At 70.9% G+C, this 18,401-nt stretch carries 19 protein-coding genes and 1 pseudogene; 14 read left to right on the top strand and 6 right to left on the bottom strand.

What is annotated here, in order from left to right; translation table 11 throughout:
- Positions 1 to 46: 46 nt before the first annotated feature.
- A complete protein-coding gene (locus ACOKM3_RS40840) occupies positions 47 to 997 on the bottom strand; it encodes an alpha/beta fold hydrolase (protein WP_426906355.1) in 951 nt (316 codons plus the stop codon).
- 160 nt (positions 998 to 1,157) lie between these two features.
- Between ACOKM3_RS40840 and ACOKM3_RS40845 the strand changes: the two genes are divergently transcribed.
- The 10 genes from ACOKM3_RS40845 (at position 1,158) to ACOKM3_RS40890 (ending at position 10,050) form a co-directional block, all read left to right on the top strand.
- Complete coding sequence (locus ACOKM3_RS40845; protein WP_426906356.1) at positions 1,158 to 2,552, top strand: MFS transporter; 1,395 nt, start codon at positions 1,158 to 1,160, stop codon at positions 2,550 to 2,552.
- Positions 2,549 to 3,352, top strand: a complete 804-nt coding sequence (locus ACOKM3_RS40850) for an enoyl-CoA hydratase-related protein (protein ID WP_426906357.1) — start codon at positions 2,549 to 2,551, stop codon at positions 3,350 to 3,352. Before ACOKM3_RS40845 ends, ACOKM3_RS40850 begins: the two co-directional genes overlap by 4 nt.
- 184 nt (positions 3,353 to 3,536) lie before the next feature.
- Entirely contained in the window at positions 3,537 to 5,057 is a 1,521-nt protein-coding gene (locus tag ACOKM3_RS40855) for a long-chain-fatty-acid--CoA ligase (protein WP_426906358.1), read from the top strand.
- Positions 5,058 to 5,158: 101 nt separating this feature from the next.
- Complete coding sequence (locus ACOKM3_RS40860) at positions 5,159 to 5,971, top strand: SDR family oxidoreductase (RefSeq protein WP_426906359.1); 813 nt, start codon at positions 5,159 to 5,161, stop codon at positions 5,969 to 5,971.
- Positions 5,968 to 6,597 carry an HAD family hydrolase gene (locus ACOKM3_RS40865; protein WP_426906360.1) on the top strand — a complete coding sequence of 210 codons (630 nt, stop codon included), beginning with the start codon at positions 5,968 to 5,970 and terminating at the stop codon, positions 6,595 to 6,597. The genes ACOKM3_RS40860 and ACOKM3_RS40865 overlap by 4 nt, the downstream gene beginning before the upstream one ends.
- A 32-nt stretch (positions 6,598 to 6,629) precedes the next feature.
- Positions 6,630 to 7,850, top strand: coding sequence for an acyl-CoA dehydrogenase family protein (locus tag ACOKM3_RS40870; RefSeq protein WP_426906361.1), 1,221 nt, complete (start codon positions 6,630 to 6,632; stop codon positions 7,848 to 7,850).
- A complete protein-coding gene (locus ACOKM3_RS40875; RefSeq protein ID WP_426906362.1) occupies positions 7,847 to 8,608 on the top strand; it encodes an SDR family oxidoreductase in 762 nt (253 codons plus the stop codon). The genes ACOKM3_RS40870 and ACOKM3_RS40875 overlap by 4 nt, the downstream gene beginning before the upstream one ends.
- A gap of 54 nt (positions 8,609 to 8,662) precedes the next feature.
- Positions 8,663 to 9,013 carry a luciferase domain-containing protein gene (locus tag ACOKM3_RS40880; RefSeq protein ID WP_426906363.1) on the top strand — a complete coding sequence of 117 codons (351 nt, stop codon included), beginning with the start codon at positions 8,663 to 8,665 and terminating at the stop codon, positions 9,011 to 9,013.
- 19 nt (positions 9,014 to 9,032) lie between these two features.
- Entirely contained in the window at positions 9,033 to 9,611 is a 579-nt protein-coding gene (locus tag ACOKM3_RS40885) for a dihydrofolate reductase family protein (protein ID WP_426906364.1), read from the top strand.
- Positions 9,612 to 9,672: 61 nt separating this feature from the next.
- Positions 9,673 to 10,050, top strand: coding sequence for a helix-turn-helix domain-containing protein (locus ACOKM3_RS40890; protein WP_426906365.1), 378 nt, complete (start codon positions 9,673 to 9,675; stop codon positions 10,048 to 10,050).
- A gap of 7 nt (positions 10,051 to 10,057) precedes the next feature.
- Here ACOKM3_RS40890 and ACOKM3_RS40895 read toward each other — a convergent pair whose 3' ends face one another.
- Positions 10,058 to 10,447, bottom strand: a complete 390-nt coding sequence (locus tag ACOKM3_RS40895) for a DUF488 domain-containing protein (protein ID WP_426906366.1) — start codon at positions 10,445 to 10,447, stop codon at positions 10,058 to 10,060.
- 139 nt (positions 10,448 to 10,586) lie between these two features.
- On the opposite strand from ACOKM3_RS40895, the gene ACOKM3_RS40900 reads away from it, so the two are divergent.
- Entirely contained in the window at positions 10,587 to 11,213 is a 627-nt protein-coding gene (locus tag ACOKM3_RS40900; RefSeq protein WP_426906367.1) for an HdeD family acid-resistance protein, read from the top strand.
- Between the two features lie 86 nt (positions 11,214 to 11,299).
- Here the strand turns inward: ACOKM3_RS40900 and ACOKM3_RS40905 are convergent, their stop codons facing one another.
- The 4 genes from ACOKM3_RS40905 to ACOKM3_RS40920 all read right to left on the bottom strand — a co-directional run bounded on the left by ACOKM3_RS40905 (position 11,300) and on the right by ACOKM3_RS40920 (position 13,729).
- A complete protein-coding gene (locus ACOKM3_RS40905) occupies positions 11,300 to 12,364 on the bottom strand; it encodes a hypothetical protein (RefSeq protein WP_426906368.1) in 1,065 nt (354 codons plus the stop codon).
- Positions 12,365 to 12,493: 129 nt separating this feature from the next.
- Positions 12,494 to 12,991 carry a response regulator gene (locus ACOKM3_RS40910; protein WP_426906369.1) on the bottom strand — a complete coding sequence of 166 codons (498 nt, stop codon included), beginning with the start codon at positions 12,989 to 12,991 and terminating at the stop codon, positions 12,494 to 12,496.
- A gap of 66 nt (positions 12,992 to 13,057) precedes the next feature.
- On the bottom strand, positions 13,058 to 13,216 hold the full coding sequence (locus ACOKM3_RS40915) for a hypothetical protein (RefSeq protein WP_426906370.1): 159 nt from the start codon (positions 13,214 to 13,216) through the stop codon (positions 13,058 to 13,060).
- Positions 13,217 to 13,327: 111 nt separating this feature from the next.
- Complete coding sequence (locus ACOKM3_RS40920; RefSeq protein ID WP_426906371.1) at positions 13,328 to 13,729, bottom strand: VOC family protein; 402 nt, start codon at positions 13,727 to 13,729, stop codon at positions 13,328 to 13,330.
- A gap of 135 nt (positions 13,730 to 13,864) precedes the next feature.
- On the opposite strand from ACOKM3_RS40920, the gene ACOKM3_RS40925 reads away from it, so the two are divergent.
- From ACOKM3_RS40925 to ACOKM3_RS40935, 3 genes and pseudogenes are all read left to right on the top strand, one after another.
- Positions 13,865 to 15,664 carry a thiamine pyrophosphate-requiring protein gene (locus ACOKM3_RS40925; protein ID WP_426906372.1) on the top strand — a complete coding sequence of 600 codons (1,800 nt, stop codon included), beginning with the start codon at positions 13,865 to 13,867 and terminating at the stop codon, positions 15,662 to 15,664.
- An 83-nt stretch (positions 15,665 to 15,747) separates the two neighbouring features.
- A complete protein-coding gene (locus ACOKM3_RS40930) occupies positions 15,748 to 16,980 on the top strand; it encodes an AAA family ATPase (RefSeq protein WP_426907021.1) in 1,233 nt (410 codons plus the stop codon).
- Positions 16,977 to 18,392, top strand: a pseudogene (locus ACOKM3_RS40935) (VWA domain-containing protein). The gene ACOKM3_RS40930 and the pseudogene ACOKM3_RS40935 overlap by 4 nt, the downstream one beginning before the upstream one ends.
- Positions 18,393 to 18,401 lie beyond the last annotated feature (9 nt).

Below are 18,401 nucleotides of genomic sequence, written 5' to 3' on the forward strand. Positions count from 1 at the left end.
TCGTTCGTGTCACCAGCGCTTGCGCTGCTGGTGGCTGCGGATGTTATCAGCCGACATCCGCGAGAAACTCCAGGAGAGCGGCGCTGACCGCGCCGGCCCGCTCCTGCTGGATCCAGTGCCCCGCCCCGTCGAGCACGACGCGCCCGCGCAGATCGGTCAGCACCTCCTCAAGGCGGTCGGCGGGCATGAACTGGCCCACCGGGTCCGCGGATCCGGTGACGAACAGCGAGGGGCAGTCGATGGTGCGTCCGTCGAGGTGCTCCGTCAGCTCCCAGGTGCGGTCCATGTTCCGGTAGTAGTTGAGGCCGCCGGTGAACCCTGTGCGCTCGAACTCCTCGACGTAGTAGGCGAGTTCCTCCTCGCTCAGCCACGACGGGGGCGGGAACTTCTCGTCCGGGCGCTCGGCCCACTTGGCCGACCAGATCTCCCGCGTCACCAGCGTCCTGCGCACGTTCTGCGCGAGCGCGCGGTCGGCGACACCCGGCTCCTGGAACCACACGATGTAGAAGGCGTCGCCGAGTCGTCGCCGCATCACGGGAAGGGGTGCCACGGGGGAGCGGGGCGCCGCCGGCACGCTCATCCCCACCACGCCCCGCACCCGCTCCGGGTGCGCCAGGGCCATCTGCCACACCACCATCGAACCCCAGTCGTGCCCCACGAACACCGCGTCGTCCGCGCCCTCGGCGTCGAGGAGCCCGACGAGGTCCTCACAGATGGTGAGCGTGTCGTACGCGTCGACATCCGCGGGCCGCGAACTCCCGCCGAACCCGCGCATGTCCGGGGCGAGCACCCGGTACCCCGCCGCGCCGAGCGCGAGCACCTGGTGGCGCCACGAGAACGCCAGCTCCGGGAAGCCGTGGCAGAGCACCACCAGGGGCTTGTCGTGCTGGTCGGTATCCGCCGGACCGTGCTCGAAGACGCGCAGCGAGATCCCGTTCACATCGACCTGCCGCGCGCTCACGCGCTTCCACTCGGTCAGGGCTGTGGGGGCACTCATAGGGGCGACTCCTCGATCTCGGCACCGGGTGACAGCTTGAACAGTGCCTGTTCAAGGGCGTGTTCAAGGTATTGAAGTTGACGTTGGGTTCAAATATACAGGGGGCGGCCGCAGGGCCGCAGCGGTCGTGACATGTTTGGACGACGGAGGAGCCCCGCACGTGAATCCGCCCACCGCACAGCCCAGAAAAGGCGCCCAGCAGGCAGCCGCCGAGACAGCTCCGGGGCGCGCCTCGGGCAAGCTGCTCGCCGCGGGACTCATCGGCAGTTCCATCGAGTGGTACGACTTCTTCCTTTACGGGACAGCCGCAGCGCTGGTCTTCCCGCAGGTCTTCTTCCCCGACTCATCGGCGCTGACCGGCACCCTGCTGTCGTTCAGCACCTTCTGGGCGGGCTTCGTCGCCCGGCCCATCGGCGGTGTCGTCGCGGGACACCTCGGCGACCGGCACGGCCGCAAGGCCATGGTCGTCCTCTCCATGGCGCTGATGGGCGCCTGCACGTTCCTGATCGGCTGCCTGCCGGGCGCCGGAGTTCTCGGCGCCGCGGCGCCGCTGCTCCTGGTGCTGCTCCGCTTCGTGCAGGGCCTCGCCTGCGGCGCCCAGTGGGGCGGCATCGCGCTGCTGCTCACCGAGTCCGCGTCACCCAAACGCAAGGGGTACGCGGGCACCTTCGGGCAGATGGGTGTCTCGCTCGGTGTGTTCCTCGGCAACGGCGTCTTCCTGCTGGCGAGCACGGTCACCTCGGACGAGGCGTTCATGAGTTGGGGCTGGCGCATCCCGTTCCTGGTGAGCGCCGTGCTGCTGCCCGTCGTGATGTACGTGCAGAACAAGGTGGAGGACTCGCCGGAGTTCCGGCGGCTTTCAGAGGAGGCCGCCGCCAAGAGTTCCAAGGAGAAGGTGGCACGGGCGCCCGTCGTCGAGGTGCTCCGCACCAAGTGGCGCACCGTGCTGCTCGCGGCCGGACTCCTCGCCGGCACCAACTGCCTCTTCTACATCAGCATCGCGGGCGTTATCAGCTATGCCGCCGAGCACCTCGGCCTCGACAAGGACTCCATACTCCTGGTCGCGATGCCGGTCACCGCGGTCGGCGCCCTGTTCGTGCTGTGGGCGGGACGGCTGTCCGACCGGGTCGGGCGGCGGCCCGCCGTGCTCGTCGGGGCGGCCATCATCGTGCTGTGGGCGTTCCCCTACTTCTGGCTGGTCAACACCGCCTCGCTGCTGTGGCTCGGCGTCGCCGTGCTGATCGGCGGGTTCGGCCAGTCCCTCACGTACGGGCCGCTCGCCGCGTACATCGGTGAACTCTTCGAGCCGCGGGTGCGCTACTCCGGCGCCTCGCTCGCCTACCAGATCGCCGCCCTGACCATCAGCGGCGGCACCCCGCTCATCATGACCGCGATCATCGGCGGCACCGGCGGCACCACCTGGGTGTCCGTGTTCGTCGCGGCGATGGGCCTGCTCACCTTCGGCTGCGCCTGGGTGCTGCGCGAGACCAACCCGCGCGAGGTGCGCGAGGACCCGACAGCGGTGCCGGGCGCCGTGGAAGGAGTGCGAGCGTGACGACGAGCGAGCAGGACCTGGCGTACGCCGAGCGGCGCGGCGCCGTGACCGTGGTGACACTCAACCGCCCCGACCGGCTCAACGCCTGGACCAACGAGCTGGAGGACCGCTACTTCGCGCTCCTCGACGAGGCGGAGACCGACCCCGAGGTGCGCGCGGTCGTCGTCACCGGGGCGGGCCGCGGGTTCTGCGCCGGCGCCGACATGGCCGAGCTGGAACGGGTCGGCTCCGCCGACGCGGCGAGCGAGGAACGACCGAAGAGGGAGCGGCCCCGCTGGTTCCCGATGAGCCTGCGCAAGCCGCTGATCGGCGCGATCAACGGGGCGGCGGCGGGGCTCGGCCTCGTCGAAGCGCTGTACTGCGACATTCGGTTCAGCACACCGGACGCCAAGTTCACCACGTCGTTCGCGCGCCGAGGGCTGATCGCCGAGTACGGGATCGCGTGGCTGCTGCCCCGCATCGTCGGGCCGGCGCGCGCGGCGGACCTGCTGTTCTCGGGGCGGGTGGTGCGTGGCACGGAGGCGTACGAGATGGGGCTCGTGAACCGGGTCGTCGAGCGGGACGCGCTGCTCGACGAGGCGGTCGGCTACGCCACGGAGTTGGCGACCTGGTCGTCGCCGACGTCGATGAGCGTGATGAAGCGGCAGCTCAGCGAGGCGTTCGACACGGACTTCGACGGTGCCGCGCGGCAGGCGGAGGCGTTGATGGTGGAGTCGTTCGCGCGGCCTGACGCGGGGGAGGGCGTGCGGAGCTATTTGGAGGGGCGGGAGCCGGCGTTCAGGCCATTGGGTCCGGCCTGAGTGTTGTTGCGGTTACCCGGCGCGGGGTCGTGGGGCGCTGCCCCGGGCCCCGCGCCTCAAACGCCGGCGGGGCTTGATTTTGCCGGCGGACCGCTCTGGAGCCCGTCTTGCGTTTGCTGGATGGGCAGAACTGCCCTGGCCGGACTGCTCTTGAAGTTCCCGAACCACATACGGAAGGTTCCGCATGCCCAACGCCTCCGCACCCGTCTGGGCCCACGCGGCCGTAGCCCCCGACCGGATCGCGTTGCGCGGTTCGACCGCGGCCACCTGGACGTACGGTCAGCTCCGTGAACGCGCCTCAGCAGTCAGGGAGTTGCTGGACGCGCACGGTGTACGGCCCGGGGATCGCGTGTTGCTCGTCGCGCCGTCCGTGCCCGAGTTCGCCATGGCGTACTACGGGATCCTCGGCGCGGGCGCCATCGCGGTCACCGCCAACACCATGGCCACGGAGCGCGAGTTGACGTACATGGCGCGGGACGCGGACGTGCGGCTCGTTCTGGCGTGGACCGCGCTCGCCCCGGCGGCCCGGCGCACGGCCGACGAACTCGGGGTGCCGTTCCGGGAGATGAGGGAAGGCCTGGCGGGCATCGTGCCTGCCTCCGCCACGCCCGAGCCGCACCCCGTCGACGCCGATGACACCGCCGCGCTCCTCTACACCTCCGGCACCACGGGCAGGCCCAAGGGTGCCCAGCTCACCCACGGCAACCTCGCATCGTGCGCCGCCATCTTCTGCGACATCCACGCGATCGGCGCCGACGACCGCGCCGTCACGGGCCTTCCGCTCTTCCATGTGTTCGGGCAGGCCTGCGTGATGGGGACGACGATGCGTGCGGGTGGCTCGCTCACCCTGCTCGACCGGTTCGACGCCGGTGCCATGACGGCGCTCATCCGACGCGACCGGCCCACCTTCATCGCGGGCGTGCCGACCATGTGGAACGCCCTGCTGCGGGCCACCGACGAGGCGGGATCCGGCGAGGAGGGAGCCGACTTCGCGGGCCTGCGCCTCGCCTCCTCCGGCGGGGCCTCCCTGCCCGTCGAGGTCATGCGGGCCTTCGAGAAGCGGTTCGGGTGCACCATCGTCGAGGGGTACGGCCTCACCGAGACCACAGGCGCCGGTACCTGTCATCTCGCGGGCGAACCCGCCAGGCCGGGGACCGTGGGGCGCGCGCTGCCGGGCTGCGCCGTCGCCGTCCGCGACGACGAGGGCGCCGAGCTGCCGCCGGGGGAGGTGGGCGAGGTGCACATCAAGGGCCCCGTGGTCATGAAGGGGTACTGGAACCGGCCCGACGCGACCGAGGAGGCCCTCGACGCCGACGGCTGGCTGCGCACCGGCGACCTCGGCAGCCTCGACGCCGAAGGCGATCTGCGCATCGTCGACCGCAAGAAGGACCTCGTCATCCGCGGCGGCTACAACGTCTACCCGCGCGAGGTCGAGGAGGTGCTGTACGAGCACCCCGACATCGTCGAGGCCGCCGTCATCGGCGTGCCCGACCCGCACTACGGAGAGGAGGTCGCGGCCGTCGTCGCCCTGCGCCCCGGCGCCGCGCTCGACATACAGGCGTTGCGGGCCTGGGCCAAGGAGCGGCTGTCCGCTTACAAGGTGCCCCATCTGCTCGCCGTGGTCGACGAGTTGCCGAAGGGCGCCACCGGCAAGATCCTCAAGCGTGCCATCGACCCGGAGGTCGTCACCGGCGGCCAGGTGTGACCTGTGACCTCCCCGGAATCTCTAGAACTTGACGTCGGATTCAAGTACGGTGAGTGCCACGCACCGGGTGGGACGAAGGAAGCGAAGGAGCGGACAGCGGGATGTTGATCAACGACAAGGTCGCGATCGTGACGGGAGCCGCCGGAGGCATCGGCGCCGCCGTCGCCCAGCGCCTCCTGGAGACCGGCGCCCGAGGTGTGCTGCTCACCGACCTCGACGCGGCCCGCCTGGACGAGACCGTGCGGCGGCTCGCCGAGAGCCATGGGGAGCGCGTCGCGGGCCGGGCAGGGGACGCCGGTGACACCGAGCACCTGCGCGGCCTCATCGCGGCGGCGGAGGAGGGCTTCGGGCCCGTCGACCTGTACTTCGCCAACGCCGGGATCAGCGGCGCGGCTGGCCTCGACGCGAGCGAGGACGAGTGGAGCCGCGCCCTCGACATCAACGTCATGGCGCACGTGCGCGCCGCGAAGCTCCTCGTGCCGGGCTGGGTGGAGCGCGGCGAGGGCTACTTCTTCAGCACCGCGTCGGCCGCGGGCCTGCTCACGCAGATCGGCTCGGCTACGTACGCGGTGAGCAAGCACGCCGCCGTCGCCTTCTCCGAGTGGCTCTCGGTCACGTACGGCGACGAGGGTGTGCGCGTGAGCTGCCTGTGTCCGCAGGGCGTCGAGACCGAGCTGCTGATGGCGGGCACCCGTTCCTCGGACCCCACCGAGCAGGCCGCGGCGCGCGCCGTACTGGACGCCGGGAACCTGCTCAAGCCGCTCGACGTCGCCGACGAGGTGCTCGCGGCCGTCGGCGACGAGCGGTTCCTCGTCCTGCCGCACCAGCAGGTGCTCGACTTCTACCGCCACAAGGGCAGCGATTACGACCGGTGGCTGCGCGGCATGCGCCGCTACCAGAAGTCCGTGCGATGACCGCGCGCAGCGCCGTCCTCTTCGACTTCGGCGGTGTTCTCACCACGAGCCTCATCGACGCCTTCGAGGGCCTGGGGCGCGAACTCACCGGTGAGCCCGGCCTGTTGCTGCGTCTGCTGACGCACGATCAGGAGAGCAGCGCCCTGCTCGTCGAGCACGAGAAGGGGCTCATCGGGCAGCGCGCGTTCGAAGAGGGCTTCGCGGCGCGGCTTCGCGCCCACGGCGCCGACGTGGAGGCACCCGGCCTCGTCACCCGCATGCAGGCCGGGCTGCGCCCCGACCCCGACGTGGTCGCGCTCGTCGCCAAGCTGCGCGCCGAAGGGCACCGCGTCGGCCTGCTCTCCAACTCCCTCGGTGACGACTGCTACGCGGGCTTCGACCTGCCCGCGCTGTTCGACGCCGTCACCATCTCCGGCGAGATCGGCGTCCGCAAACCCTCGCGGCGCGCCTACGCCATCGCCTGCGAACGCCTCGGCGTCGCACCCGAACAGACCGTCATGGTCGACGACCTGGAACAGAACATCACGTCCGCGGCCCGCATCGGCATCGCCGGCGTCGTGCATCGCGACGCCGCCACGACCGCCGCCGAACTCGACCGCCTGCTGGGCGCGTCGAGCCGCGTGTGACACCGTACGTAAAGACTTGGGAGGAACCACTCGTGTACGAACAGTCCGCCAGGGGCAAGGAGTACCAGGACAAGCTGCTCGCCTTCATGGACGAGCACATCTACCCCGCGGAGGCGGTCTACGCCGCGCAGATGGCCGAGTCCGGCGACCCGCACTTCCACCCGCCGGTCATCGAGGAGCTGAAGACCGAGGCGAAGAAGCGCGGCCTGTGGAACCTCTTCCACCCGCACCCCGAGTGGGGCCCCGGACTCACCAACCTCGAGTACGCGCCGCTCGCCGAGATCATGGGCCGCAGCGCGGGCCTGGCACCCGAGGCCACCAACTGCAACGCGCCGGACACCGGCAACATGGAGGTCCTCACCCTCTTCGGCACCGAGGAGCACAAGGAGAAGTGGCTCAAGCCGCTGCTCAACGGTGAGATCGCCTCCGCGTTCGCCATGACCGAGCCCGCCGTGGCCAGTTCGGACGCCAGCAACATCCAGATGCGGATGGAGCGCGACGGCGACGACTACGTGCTCAACGGCCGCAAGTGGTGGACGTCCAACGCCCTGCACCCCAACTGCAAGGTCCTCATCGTCATGGGCAAGACGGACCCCGACGGGCCCGCCTTCCGCCAGCAGTCGATGATGGTCGTGCCGATCGACACCCCCGGTGTCACGATCGTGCGCGGGCTGCCCGTCTTCGGCTACCAGGACCGCGAGGGCCACGCCGAGGTCCTCTTCGAGAACGTACGGGTCCCGGCCACCGCCCTGCTCTCCGGCGAGGGTGACGGGTTCCTGATCAGCCAGGCCCGGCTCGGCCCCGGCCGCATCCACCACTGCATGCGCTCCATCGGCATGGCCGAGCGCGCCCTCGACCTGATGATCGACCGCGCCCAGGCCCGCATGACCTTCGGCTCCCCGGTCGCCGACCGCGGCAACATCCAGGACTGGATCGCCGAGGCCCGTATCGAGATCGACATGGCGCGGCTGCTCACGCTCAAGGCCGCGTACCTGATGGACACCGTCGGCAACAAGGAAGCGCGCACCGAGATCGCCGCGATCAAGGTCGCCGCGCCGAACGTCGCGCTCAAGGTCGTCGACCGCGCCATCCAGGTGCACGGCGGCGGCGGTGTCTCCGACGACTTCCCGCTCGCCAGCATGTACGCGCACCTGCGCACCCTGCGCCTGGCCGACGGCCCCGACGAGGTGCACAAGCGGACGATCGCCCGGCGCGAGCTGCGCCGTCGGCAGAAGGAACGGGGTGAGAAGTGACCTCTCCGGAGGCCTCTTTGCACGGACGGGTCGCGCTCGTCACCGGCGCGTCGCGGGGCATCGGCCTCGCGGCGGCCGGCGCCCTGCGCGACCGCGGCGCCCGGGTCGTGGTGACCTCGCGCGACGAGGAGCGCGCCAAGGAGGCGGCCCGCGGGCTCGGTGACGGCGTCGAGGGGTTCGGGGCGCACGCCACCGACGAGAACGCCGCGCGCGCCTGCGTCGAGCACGTCGTGGCGACGTACGGCCGCCTCGACATCCTCGTCAACAACGCCGGTACGAACCCGGCGTACGGCCCGATCGTGGACCAGGACCACGCGCGCTTCGCCAAGACCATGGACGTCAATCTGTGGGCGCCGATCCTGTGGACGTCGCTCGCGGTGAAGGCATGGATGGGCGAACACGGCGGCGCGGTCGTCAACACGGCCTCGATCGGGGGGCTTTCGGTCGCCAAGGACGTCGGGATCTACCACGTCTCGAAGGCCGCCCTGATCCACCTCACCAAGCACCTCGCCCTCGAACTCGGCCCCAAGGTACGGGTGAACGCCATCGCCCCCGGCATCGTGCGCACCCGCCTCGCCGAGGCGCTCTGGCAGGACAACGAGGAGGTCGTCGCGGGCGCGACACCGCTCGGCCGGATCGGCGAACCCGAGGACATCGGCGAGGCGGTCGCCTTCCTCGCCGGTGAGGGCGCCCGCTGGATCACGGGGGAGACCCTCGTCGTCGACGGCGGCCAACTCGTCGGATCGGGCCCGCTGTAAAGGCCTGATGGATGGGGGTGGTCCTCCAGGTGAAGCGTGCGCGAGGATGGAGGCATGACCGCGGCCCAGCGCGCCATGACCGAGCTCGGAACATGGCCCACCCTGGTAAGTGGCCCGCCCCGGTGCTCGGTTGGGCACGCGTTTCGCGCGGCGGGCCACGATCTTGTGCACTTCCACGCCGACGACTGCGCCGATCTGTACCTGACGTCGTCGGCCGTGCAGCGACTGCTGCCCCAACTGCGACACAACAGTGCGATCAGGGTGCAACCGGGTGCCTCCTGGATTACCGTGCTTCTCGAATGCGACACGGATGTGCAGCTGTTGCTGAGCCTGGTGAGCGTCGCCCTGAAGGAGCACGATGCGCACGCCTGCCCCTCACCTCCGTGTGACTGGGAGCGCGGCTGACGGCGAGAGGCGGACTCCGATGCGCAAGATCGTTTTCATGATGGGCATCTCCCTCGACGGCTATATGGAGGGACCCGGCCGGGACATCGGCTGGCACCGCGTCGACGAGGAACTGCACCAGCACATGAACGACGTGTGCCGGACCTTCGGCGGCATCCTCAGCGGGCGCGTCACGCACGAGCTCATGGCCGAATTCTGGCCCACGGCGGACAAGGACCCGGAGGCGTCGGCCGCCGTGGTCGAGTTCGCGGGCATCTGGCGCGACGTGCCGAAGATCGTGTTCTCCCGGACCCTGAAGCCCGGCCCCGCGGACTGGAACACCACCGTCATGAACGAGGTGGCGCCCGAGGCGATCCGCGCCCTCAAGGAACAGGCCGGGGGAGACCTGGTCATCGACGGGGCGAACATGGCGAAGACCTTCCTCGAACACGACCTCGTGGACGAGTTCCGGGTCTACGTGCACCCCGTCATGGTCGGCACGGGCACCCCGATGTTCCATCCCGCCACCACCTTCGCCGTGCGTCCGCTGCGCCTCGCGGAGACGCACACGTTCGGGAACGGGGTCGTCCTGCTGCGGCACGAGCGGGACCGCGGCTGAGCGATATCGCCGTGGGCGAAGTACGGGGCGCGGTCGACACGCGCGCTCGTACGGTGTGTCGATGAGCATCCAGGAGAGCCGCCGCCCCCGTCCCACTCCGGTCCGGGACTCCGCTCCCGCCCAGGAGCCGCTGTGGCGCCATGTCGTCGGCGGAGTGCTGCGGCGGCGCAGGCGGGCGCAGGGGCGGACGTTGCAGGACGTGGCGGACGTCGCCGGGATCTCGATGCCCTACCTGTCGGAGATCGAGCGCGGCCGCAAGGAGGCCTCGTCGGAGATGCTGGCCGCCGTGGCAGGAGCGCTCGGGCTCGGGCTCGTCGACGTACTCGCCCTCGCACAGGGGGAGTTGGCGCAGGCGGTGCGGCCGGTCCGGCTGGTCTCCACGACCGGCGTGACCACATCGGGCCAGGGCTCGCGGGGTACCGTCTGCCTCGCCGCCTGAGCCGGGATCAGCCCCCTTCGAGGCCCTCTTCGAGGTGGCGCCGCAGCACGGGCACGTGGCTGTGCTCGATGTCCTTCACCGACGTCACGAGCGTCACCCGCTCGTGCCCGGCCAGCTCGCGCACCCGGTCCACGAGTTCGGCGCGCTCCGGTTCCGCCAGCTCCGCCGCGTAGCGCTCGGCGAACGTGTCGTACCGGTCGTCCTTGTCCTCGTGGTACCAGGAGCGCAGCTCCTTCGACGGCGCGATGTCCTTGAGCCACTCGTCGACATCGGCGCGCTCCTTCGAGATGCCGCGCGGCCAGAGCCGGTCGACCAGCAGACGGGTGCCGTCGGCCGGGGCGGGCGGGTCGTAGACCCGGCGGACGGCGAAGGTTCCGGAGCCGTGTTTCGCGGTCATGGACCCATTGTGCTGCTTTCCTCCGCTTTGCGTCATGGGTGCGGTGGTGCGACGAACAGCGGTCGTGTCAGCCGTCCGGTGTCAGCCGTTCGGCTCACGCGCGATGGCGGAGCCCGGCGTTCCGTAGCGACAGTCGAGCATGACCCAAGCACCGTACGACCCGCAGACTCCCCACCGGACGCCCGGCGGTGACGCCCCGCAGGGGCAGGGCCCGCTCGGCAGACTCGCCCAATCCGCCTGGCAGGCCGTGCTGCTCATGGGCGTCGCCTCGGTGATCCTCGGAGTGCTCGTCCTGGTCTGGCCGGGCGCCTCGCTGCGCGTGGCGGGTGTCCTGTTCGGCGTGTACCTGCTGGTGAGCGGCATCTTCCAGCTCGTCGCCGCGTTCGGCACGCACGCGACGGCCGGGATGCGCGTCATCGGCTTCATCAGCGGCGCCCTGTCGGTGCTGCTCGGCCTGTTCTGTTTCCGCGACGCGATGGAGTCGACGCTGCTGCTCGCCCTGTGGATCGGCATCGGCTGGCTGTTCCGCGGCATCACCCAGACCGTCGCCGCGACCTCCGACCCCGCGATGCCCACCCGCGGCTGGCAGATCTTCCTCGGCGTCATCACCGCGCTCGCGGGTGTCGTCCTGATCGTGTCGCCGTTCGAGACGCTCGCGGTCCTCACCCTGGTCACCGGCATCTGGCTGCTCGTCGTCGGAGTCGTGGAGATCGGCACGTCGTTCGCGGTGCGCAAGCGGGCGAAGGACATCCCGGCCGGCGTGTGACCGGAACCGCAGCCACGTAACGCACACGGCGAGGGCCCCGCTGGAGCAGCGGGGCCCTCGCCGTATGCGGGATGGGGGAGTGCGCCTCAGACGCCCACGGCCTCCTCCATCTCCTCCTCCTGATCCTGATCGCGCACGGCCTCCCGCTTGTGCTTGTGCGCGGGGGCCGGCTCGACGGCGGCCGGGGTGCCGCGCCGGCGCTCGGCGAGACCCGCCACCGTGATCATGGCCACGCCCACGAGCAGCCAGGCCACGAGCGTCCAGATGTTGCGGGCCAGATCGTGCCGGCCGAAGTACAGGAGGCTGCGGGCGCCCTCGACGTACCCCGCGCCGTTCCAGAAGCCGTGCAGGCTCGCGAAGAAGCCGTCCTGCAGCTCGGGCCGGAAGATCCCGCCGGAGCTGGTGAAGTTCAGCATCACGAACAGCACCATCACGCCGAGCGTCGTCCACTTCTTCAGGAACGTGTGCAGCCCTACGCCGATCAGCAGCACGCCCGCCGAGTACAGCCACGTCATGCCCCACAGGCCCCACAGGTGGGTGTGCGCCAGGTGGAAGACGGGTCCCGCGAACGCCGCACCGATCAGGCTGACCACGCCGGATGCTCCGACGACGAGCAGCGCACGGGTGCGCATCCGCAGCGCTCCGCCCGCTCCGCCGATCACCGCGACCGAGGCGTACGAGCCGATGCTGACCGCCACGAGCAGGAAGAACAGGCCCTGACCCGTCGGGTCGTCGTCCACCGAGGGCACGACGTCGGTCACCTTCAGGGGCGCGCCCTGCTCGGCGGCGACCGGCGTGAAGATCTTCTGGACGACCGAGACGGTGGTGTCGGACCCGGCCGACGCCACGACGAGCTCGGGCTTGTCGCCGAGAACGTAGGCGCCGTCGATGTCCCGGGTCTTCAGCTGGTCGACGGCGGCCGAGCGGGACGCGACCGTACGTACGTCGAGCGCGTCGCCCGCCTTGTCCTTGACCGTCTGAGCGAAGACCTTCGCCTCCGGGCCCGAGCCGACGACGGCGATGGGCAGATGGTGCGGCTCGGGCGAGGCGAAGGCGCCGAGATAGGCGAGGCCCATGCCGACGCACATCAGGAGCGGGGTGAGCAGATGCGTCAGAACGTGGCGCAGCGCAGGTTCGCGCGTGCCGCTCATGAGCAGGACCTCCACGGTCGAATCAGTTGGCATTTACAACTCATGGTGCAGTTGTACTCTACAACCATGGAGGGGGTCGGAAGTCCCTGAGCCGGTGTGACCATGGCCACCCGACAGGGGAGCGGCAGGTCAGGCGGGGCGTGACAGGGGGCGGCCCGCGGTGGCGTGCGCCGGTGGCGCGGGCTTCTTGGCGTCGCCGTTCTCATACGTCCGAAGACGCTCGCGCAGCGCGTTCATGCGCAGGCTCGTCTCGTACAGATAGCGGACCTTCGTCCGCATCATCCATGGCTCGATCGGCTTCACCACGTAGTCGGCGACGCCGAGCTCGAAGGCCCTGGCGGCGAGCTTGGTGTCCTGGCCCGCACCGGTGATCAGCATGATCGGTATGTCCTGCGTCTGTTCGAGGCGCGTCATGTAGTGCGCGACCTCGAAGCCGCCGACGTCGGGCATCAGCACATCGAGCAGGACCAGGCCGATGCCGCCGCGCAGCACCGCCTTGAGCGCGTCGTCCCCGGTCTGGGCCCGGATGATCGGATAGCCGAGCGGGGCCAGCGCGCTCTCCATCGCGAAAAGAGTGTCGTCCCGGTCGTCGACGACGAGAATCCTCGGCCGTGCAGCGGTGGGCATCGCGGGGCGCCTCCCCTCGTCGGCACCGACAGCATATGCCGGAATCAACGGGAGGGAAGAGGTCGCTCAGTCCTCTCCGCGCACCAGATTCCAGTCCGTGTCGCGGTCGTTCTGGCCACCGGAGGACTCGCGTCCGTCGCGCCGCGCGGGCCTGCAGGTGCGGATCCTGCCCTTGACCTCGCGCTTGGTCTCTGCGGGGTGTGGAGCGCGCTCCTTTGTGTTCATGATCGGATCCCTCTCCGACCGAAATCCGATGGAATTCGGTCGAGTTCGGTTGTAGACGGTTCTGTAGACGCCACGTTCGGGGGCGCTCCGTACGCCTTCCCGGCGGCCGGCTCAGCCGGTCTTCGGCGCCGGGTGCCGGGCGCAGTGCGTCGCGAACGGATGCCCGGCCGGATCGGAGTACAGGCGCATCTCGTTCGGGCCGCGTGCGCCACGCGTCTCCAGCGGGCGGGCGCCGAGGCCGATGAGCCGGCGCTCCACCTCGTCGAGGTTCTCCTGGTCCACCAGGAAGTCGAGATGGGCCTGCTGCGAGTCGTCGGGGCGCGGCCAGCTGGGCGGGGCGGCGTTCAGGTCGCGGCGGAAGGCCATCCGCATGCCCTGCTCGCCGACGACGTCGATGCGGTTGCTGCCGGGCAGTGTCTCGATCTCGCCGCCCAGCAACGTCCGGTAGAACTCGGCCAGTTCCTCGGGTTCCGCACAGTCCAGGACCAGCACTCCAGCCCGCACCAGGCTCATGTCTCCTCCTCCGTCGCACCCCCGTGGCGCGTCGGGGCGCCGAGTACCCCGCGAGGGCGGTGCCAACCGGGTTTCCCCGGTCCCCGACTGGTCACCCGGCCTCCGGCAGCGTTCCTCGAAGCGAAAGGTCCCGGCATGAGCACCAAGGTCGCCGATCACGTCCTCGACCGGCTGCGCGCATGGGGCGTGGAACAGGTCTTCGGGTACCCGGGCGACGGCATCAACGGCCTGCTCGCCGCCTGGGGCCGGGCCGACAACCGGCCCGAGTTCGTCCAGGCGCGGCACGAGGAGATGGCCGCCTTCGAAGCGGTCGGCTACGCGAAGTTCAGCGGCCGCCTCGGTGTCTGCGCCGCCACGTCAGGACCCGGGGCGATCCACCTCCTGAACGGCCTGTACGACGCCAAGCTCGACCACGTACCGGTCGTCGCCATCGTCGGGCAGACCGCCCGCAGCGCCATGGGCGGCTCGTACCAGCAGGAGGTCGACCTGCACACGCTGTACAAGGACGTCGCCTCCGACTTCGTGGAGACCGTCAACGTCCCCGAGCAGCTGCCCAACGTCCTCGACCGGGCCATCCGCACCGCGTACGCGCGGCGCGCCCCCACCGCCGTGATCATCCCGGGGGACGTGCAGGAACTCGACCACACCCCGCCCCCGCACGCGTTCAAGATGGTGCCCTCCAGCCTCGACCACAGCTCGTGGACCGCCGAGCCCGCGCAGGACGCGGTGGAACGGGCCGCCGAGGTGCTCAACGCGGGCGACAAGGTGGCCGTCCTCGTCGGCCAGGGCGCGGCCGGCGCGAAGGACGAGGTGTGCGAGGTCGCCGAACTCCTCGGCGCCGGAATCGCCAAGGTGCTGCTCGGCAAGGACGTGCTCTCCGACGAACTCCCGTATGTGACCGGGGCGTCGGGCCTGCTCGGCACCCGCCCCTCGTACGAGCTGATGCGGGACTGCGACACTCTCCTCACCATCGGCTCCAGCTTCCCGTACGCGCAGTTCCTGCCCGCGTACGGCAAGGCGCGCGGCGTGCAGATCGACATCGACCCGCACATGATCGGCATGCGCTACCCGTACGAGGTGAACCTCGTCGGCGACGCGCGCGCCACCCTCCGCCGGCTGCTGCCGCTGCTGCGTCGCAACGAGGCCCGCGACTGGTTCGACGAGACCTGCGCGAGCGTCCGGCGCTGGCACGAAGTCATGGGCCGCCGGGCCGAGTTGAGCGCCGACCCGATCAACCCGGAACACGTCGCCCGCGCCCTCGACCCGCTGCTCCCGGACAACGCGATCCTCACCTCGGACTCCGGCTCCGCCGCCAACTGGTACGCCCGCCACATCACCATGCGCGGCACGATGCGCGGCTCCCTGTCCGGCACCCTCGCCACGATGGGCTGCGGCGTCCCGTACGCGATCGGTGCCAAGTACGCCCATCCCGACCGGCCCGTCGTCGCGCTCGTCGGCGACGGCGCGATGCAGATGAACGGTCTCGCCGAACTCATCACCGCCGCCAAGTACCGGCACCGCTGGACCGATCAGCGGTTCGTCGTCGGCGTGTTCAACAACCGGGACCTCAACCAGGTGACGTGGGAGCTGCGCGCCATGGGCGGCGCGCCGTCCTTCGTGCCCTCGCAGGAGCTCCCCGACGTCGACTACGCCGCGTTCGCCCGGCAGTTGGGGCTCACCGGCATCCGCGTGGAGAAGCCCGACGCGGTCGCGGACGCCTGGAGCGCGGCGCTCGCTGCCGACCGACCTGCCGTCGTCGACTTCCGCACCGACCCGTCCGTCCCTCCGATCCCGCCGCACGCGACGTGGGAGCAGATGGAGTCCACGGCGGAGGCGATCCTCAAGGGTGATCCGCAGAGCACGGACGTGGTCAAGCAGGGCTTCAAGGCGAAGGTGCAGGAGTTCATGCCGGGCGTCGGCAAGCGCGGCCACTGACGTAGTTTGGGGTCCTACTCGGATAGACAGGTGTCGGTGGGGCCTTGCGGGCAGGGGGAGCGGCAGTGGACGCGCGGGACGCGCTGGGGGAGCGGGACGACACGGCTGAGCGTGATGACACGGCCGGGCGGGACGACACGGCCGGGCGGCTGCGCGCCATCTGTGACGAGCTGTCGGAGCGCTTCTACGAACGAGCCGACGTCGTACGGACCCTGGTGACGGCGCTGCTCGCAGGGCAGCACTCCCTGGTGCTCGGGCCGCCCGGCACGGCCAAGTCCGAGCTGGCTCGCGAGCTCACCGGCCGGGTCGAGGGGGCGGCGTACTGGGAGATCCTGCTGTCCAAGTTCACCGCGCCCACCCGGATGTTCGGGCCCATCGACGTCGCCGCCCTGGCCCGCGGCGAGTACCGGCAGGTCTACGACGGCCGGGCCACGACCGCGCACATCGCGTTCATCGACGAGATCTTCAAGTGCTCCACCGCCGCCCTCAACGAGACACTGGGCTACCTCAACGAGCGGATCTACCACCCCGAGAACGGCGGCGCCCCGATCCACTGCCCGCTGATCGGCGCCATCACGGCCAGCAACGAACTGCCCGAGGGCGAGGACACCGCCGCGATCTACGACCGGCTCCTCGTGCGGATCGAGGTCGGCTACCTCGAGGACCCCTCGAACTTCGCCGCCCTCGTCCGCTCGGCCGTCGGCGGCCGTTCCGAGGCCCCGGCGCGCACCACGGTCCAACTGGCCGACCTTCAGCGGGCCGTGACCGAAACCGTCCCCTCCGTGGACGTGCCCGACGCCATCGTCGACGCGGTGTGCACGCTGCGGGCGGCCCTGCGCCGCAAGGAACTCGTCGCGTCCGACCGGCGCTGGCGACAGGCGGTGGGCCTGCTCCAGGCGTCCGCGTACCTCGACGGCCGCCCGGAAGTCGCCGAGACCGACCTGTCGGTGCTCACCCACGTCCTGTGGGACTCACCCGCCCAGCGCCCGACCGTCGAGCGCGAGGTGCTGCACCTGGTCAACCCCGACGCCAAGGAAGCGCTCGACCTCGCCGACACCATCGAGGAGCTGGAGACCCAACTCGACTCCATGGCCGGGCAGTCCCGCGAGGCGCTGAGCGACTGGGTCATCAAGAAGGCCCACCACCAGCTCGCCACGGCGGGGCAGCGCCTGGAGAAGCTCCGCGCCGAGGCGGCGGGCGCGGGCCGCTCCACCGCCGCCATCGACCGGGTCACGGGACGCCAGCGTGCCGTCCGCGCGCGCATCCTCACCGAGGCACTCGGCGTGGACGCCAACATGGTGCGGGACCGGCCCTGAACGCGCCGGAGCCCGCCCGCGCGGCCGTCGCGGCGGACCGGTTCGACCGGCTGACATGGCGCGACACGTACGAACAGGCCTCTGGAGTACGGGAGTTGGTGGTGGAGCTCGCCGCGCGTCACGAGTGCGCGGAGGATCTGCTCGTCGATGTGTTCCTGGCCGCGTACAAGGCGCGGGTACAGGTGTGCGAGCGTACGGAGATGGCGCGCTCGCGGTTGGTGAACCACGCGTTCGTGAGCGCGCTCGTGGAGTCGCCCGAGTTCGTGGAGCTGCGCCGGGACACCGTCGGAGACCCGTACGCCGCGGCCATGGCACTACTGGCGCAAGGTTCCGCGCTGCGGGGGCTGCTGGAGCGGGAAATGCAGGAGCGAACGGGAGAGGCCGCCGGGCGCGAAGGCAGGGACGCCGACGCGGCAGCCGTGGGCACTCCGGGCGCCCCGGGCTCCCCAGGTTCTCCCGGCGTCCGCGCCGCCGCCCGCAGCGCCGCCGCGCAGGCCTCCCGCGCCGTCCGCCAGGAGGCCTCCCTGATGCGGGCCTGGGGCGTAGGCCCCGGCGAACTGGAGCGGCTGCCGTTTCAAGAGCGGGCCCGGCTCGCCGAGCGGCTGCGTACCGGGCGGCTCGCCGAGTGGGCCGAACTCATCGGCCGCTTCCGGCGGATGGCCGCGGGCGAACGCGCCCGCAAGGTGGAGAACACCACTGGGGAACTCGTCGGCGTCACCCTCGGAGACGACCTGTCCCGCGTCGTCCCCTCCGAACTCGCCGGACTCGGCGTGCCCGCCCTGCGCGCGGTGTTCGCCGCCCGGTACGCCGCCGGCGAGCTGATGCTCTAAGACAGCCGGGGCGAGCAGCCCACCGGCCGCGGCGCCGTCATCGCCTGCGTCGACACCTCGCACTCCATGTACGAGGCGGGGCCCGGCGGAGTCACCCGTGAGGTGTGGGCGAAGGCGTGCGCGCTCGCGCTGCTCGACCAGGCCCGCGCCGGTGGGCGCGACTTCGTCGGCATCCTGTTCTCCTCCGCCGACAAGGTCCGCGTCTTCCGCTTCCCCGCCGACCGGCCGGCGGCGCTGGAGACGACCCTGGAGTTCGCGGAGACCTTCCTCGGCGGCGGCACCAGCTACCAGGCGCCGCTGGGCGCCGCCCGCGACCTCCTTGAGCGGGAGTTCGACGACGCCGCCCGGTCCCGCGGCGACATCGTGCTCCTCACCGACGACGACTGCGGCGTCACCGAGGAGTGGATGCGCGGCTGGAACGCGGCCAAGCACCGCCTGGGCTTCCGCGTCTTCGGCGTGGCCGTCGGCGCGCCGCGCGCCGCGGAGAGCGACTCCGTCCTGGACGCGCTGTGCGACAACCTCCGCTCGGTGGAGGACTTCACCGACGTGCACGCGGCCGCCGACCTGTTCCGCGTGATCTGACCGCGCCCC

It is taken from the genome of Streptomyces nidicola (assembly GCF_050106155.1).
GTDB lineage: Bacteria > Actinomycetota > Actinomycetes > Streptomycetales > Streptomycetaceae > Streptomyces.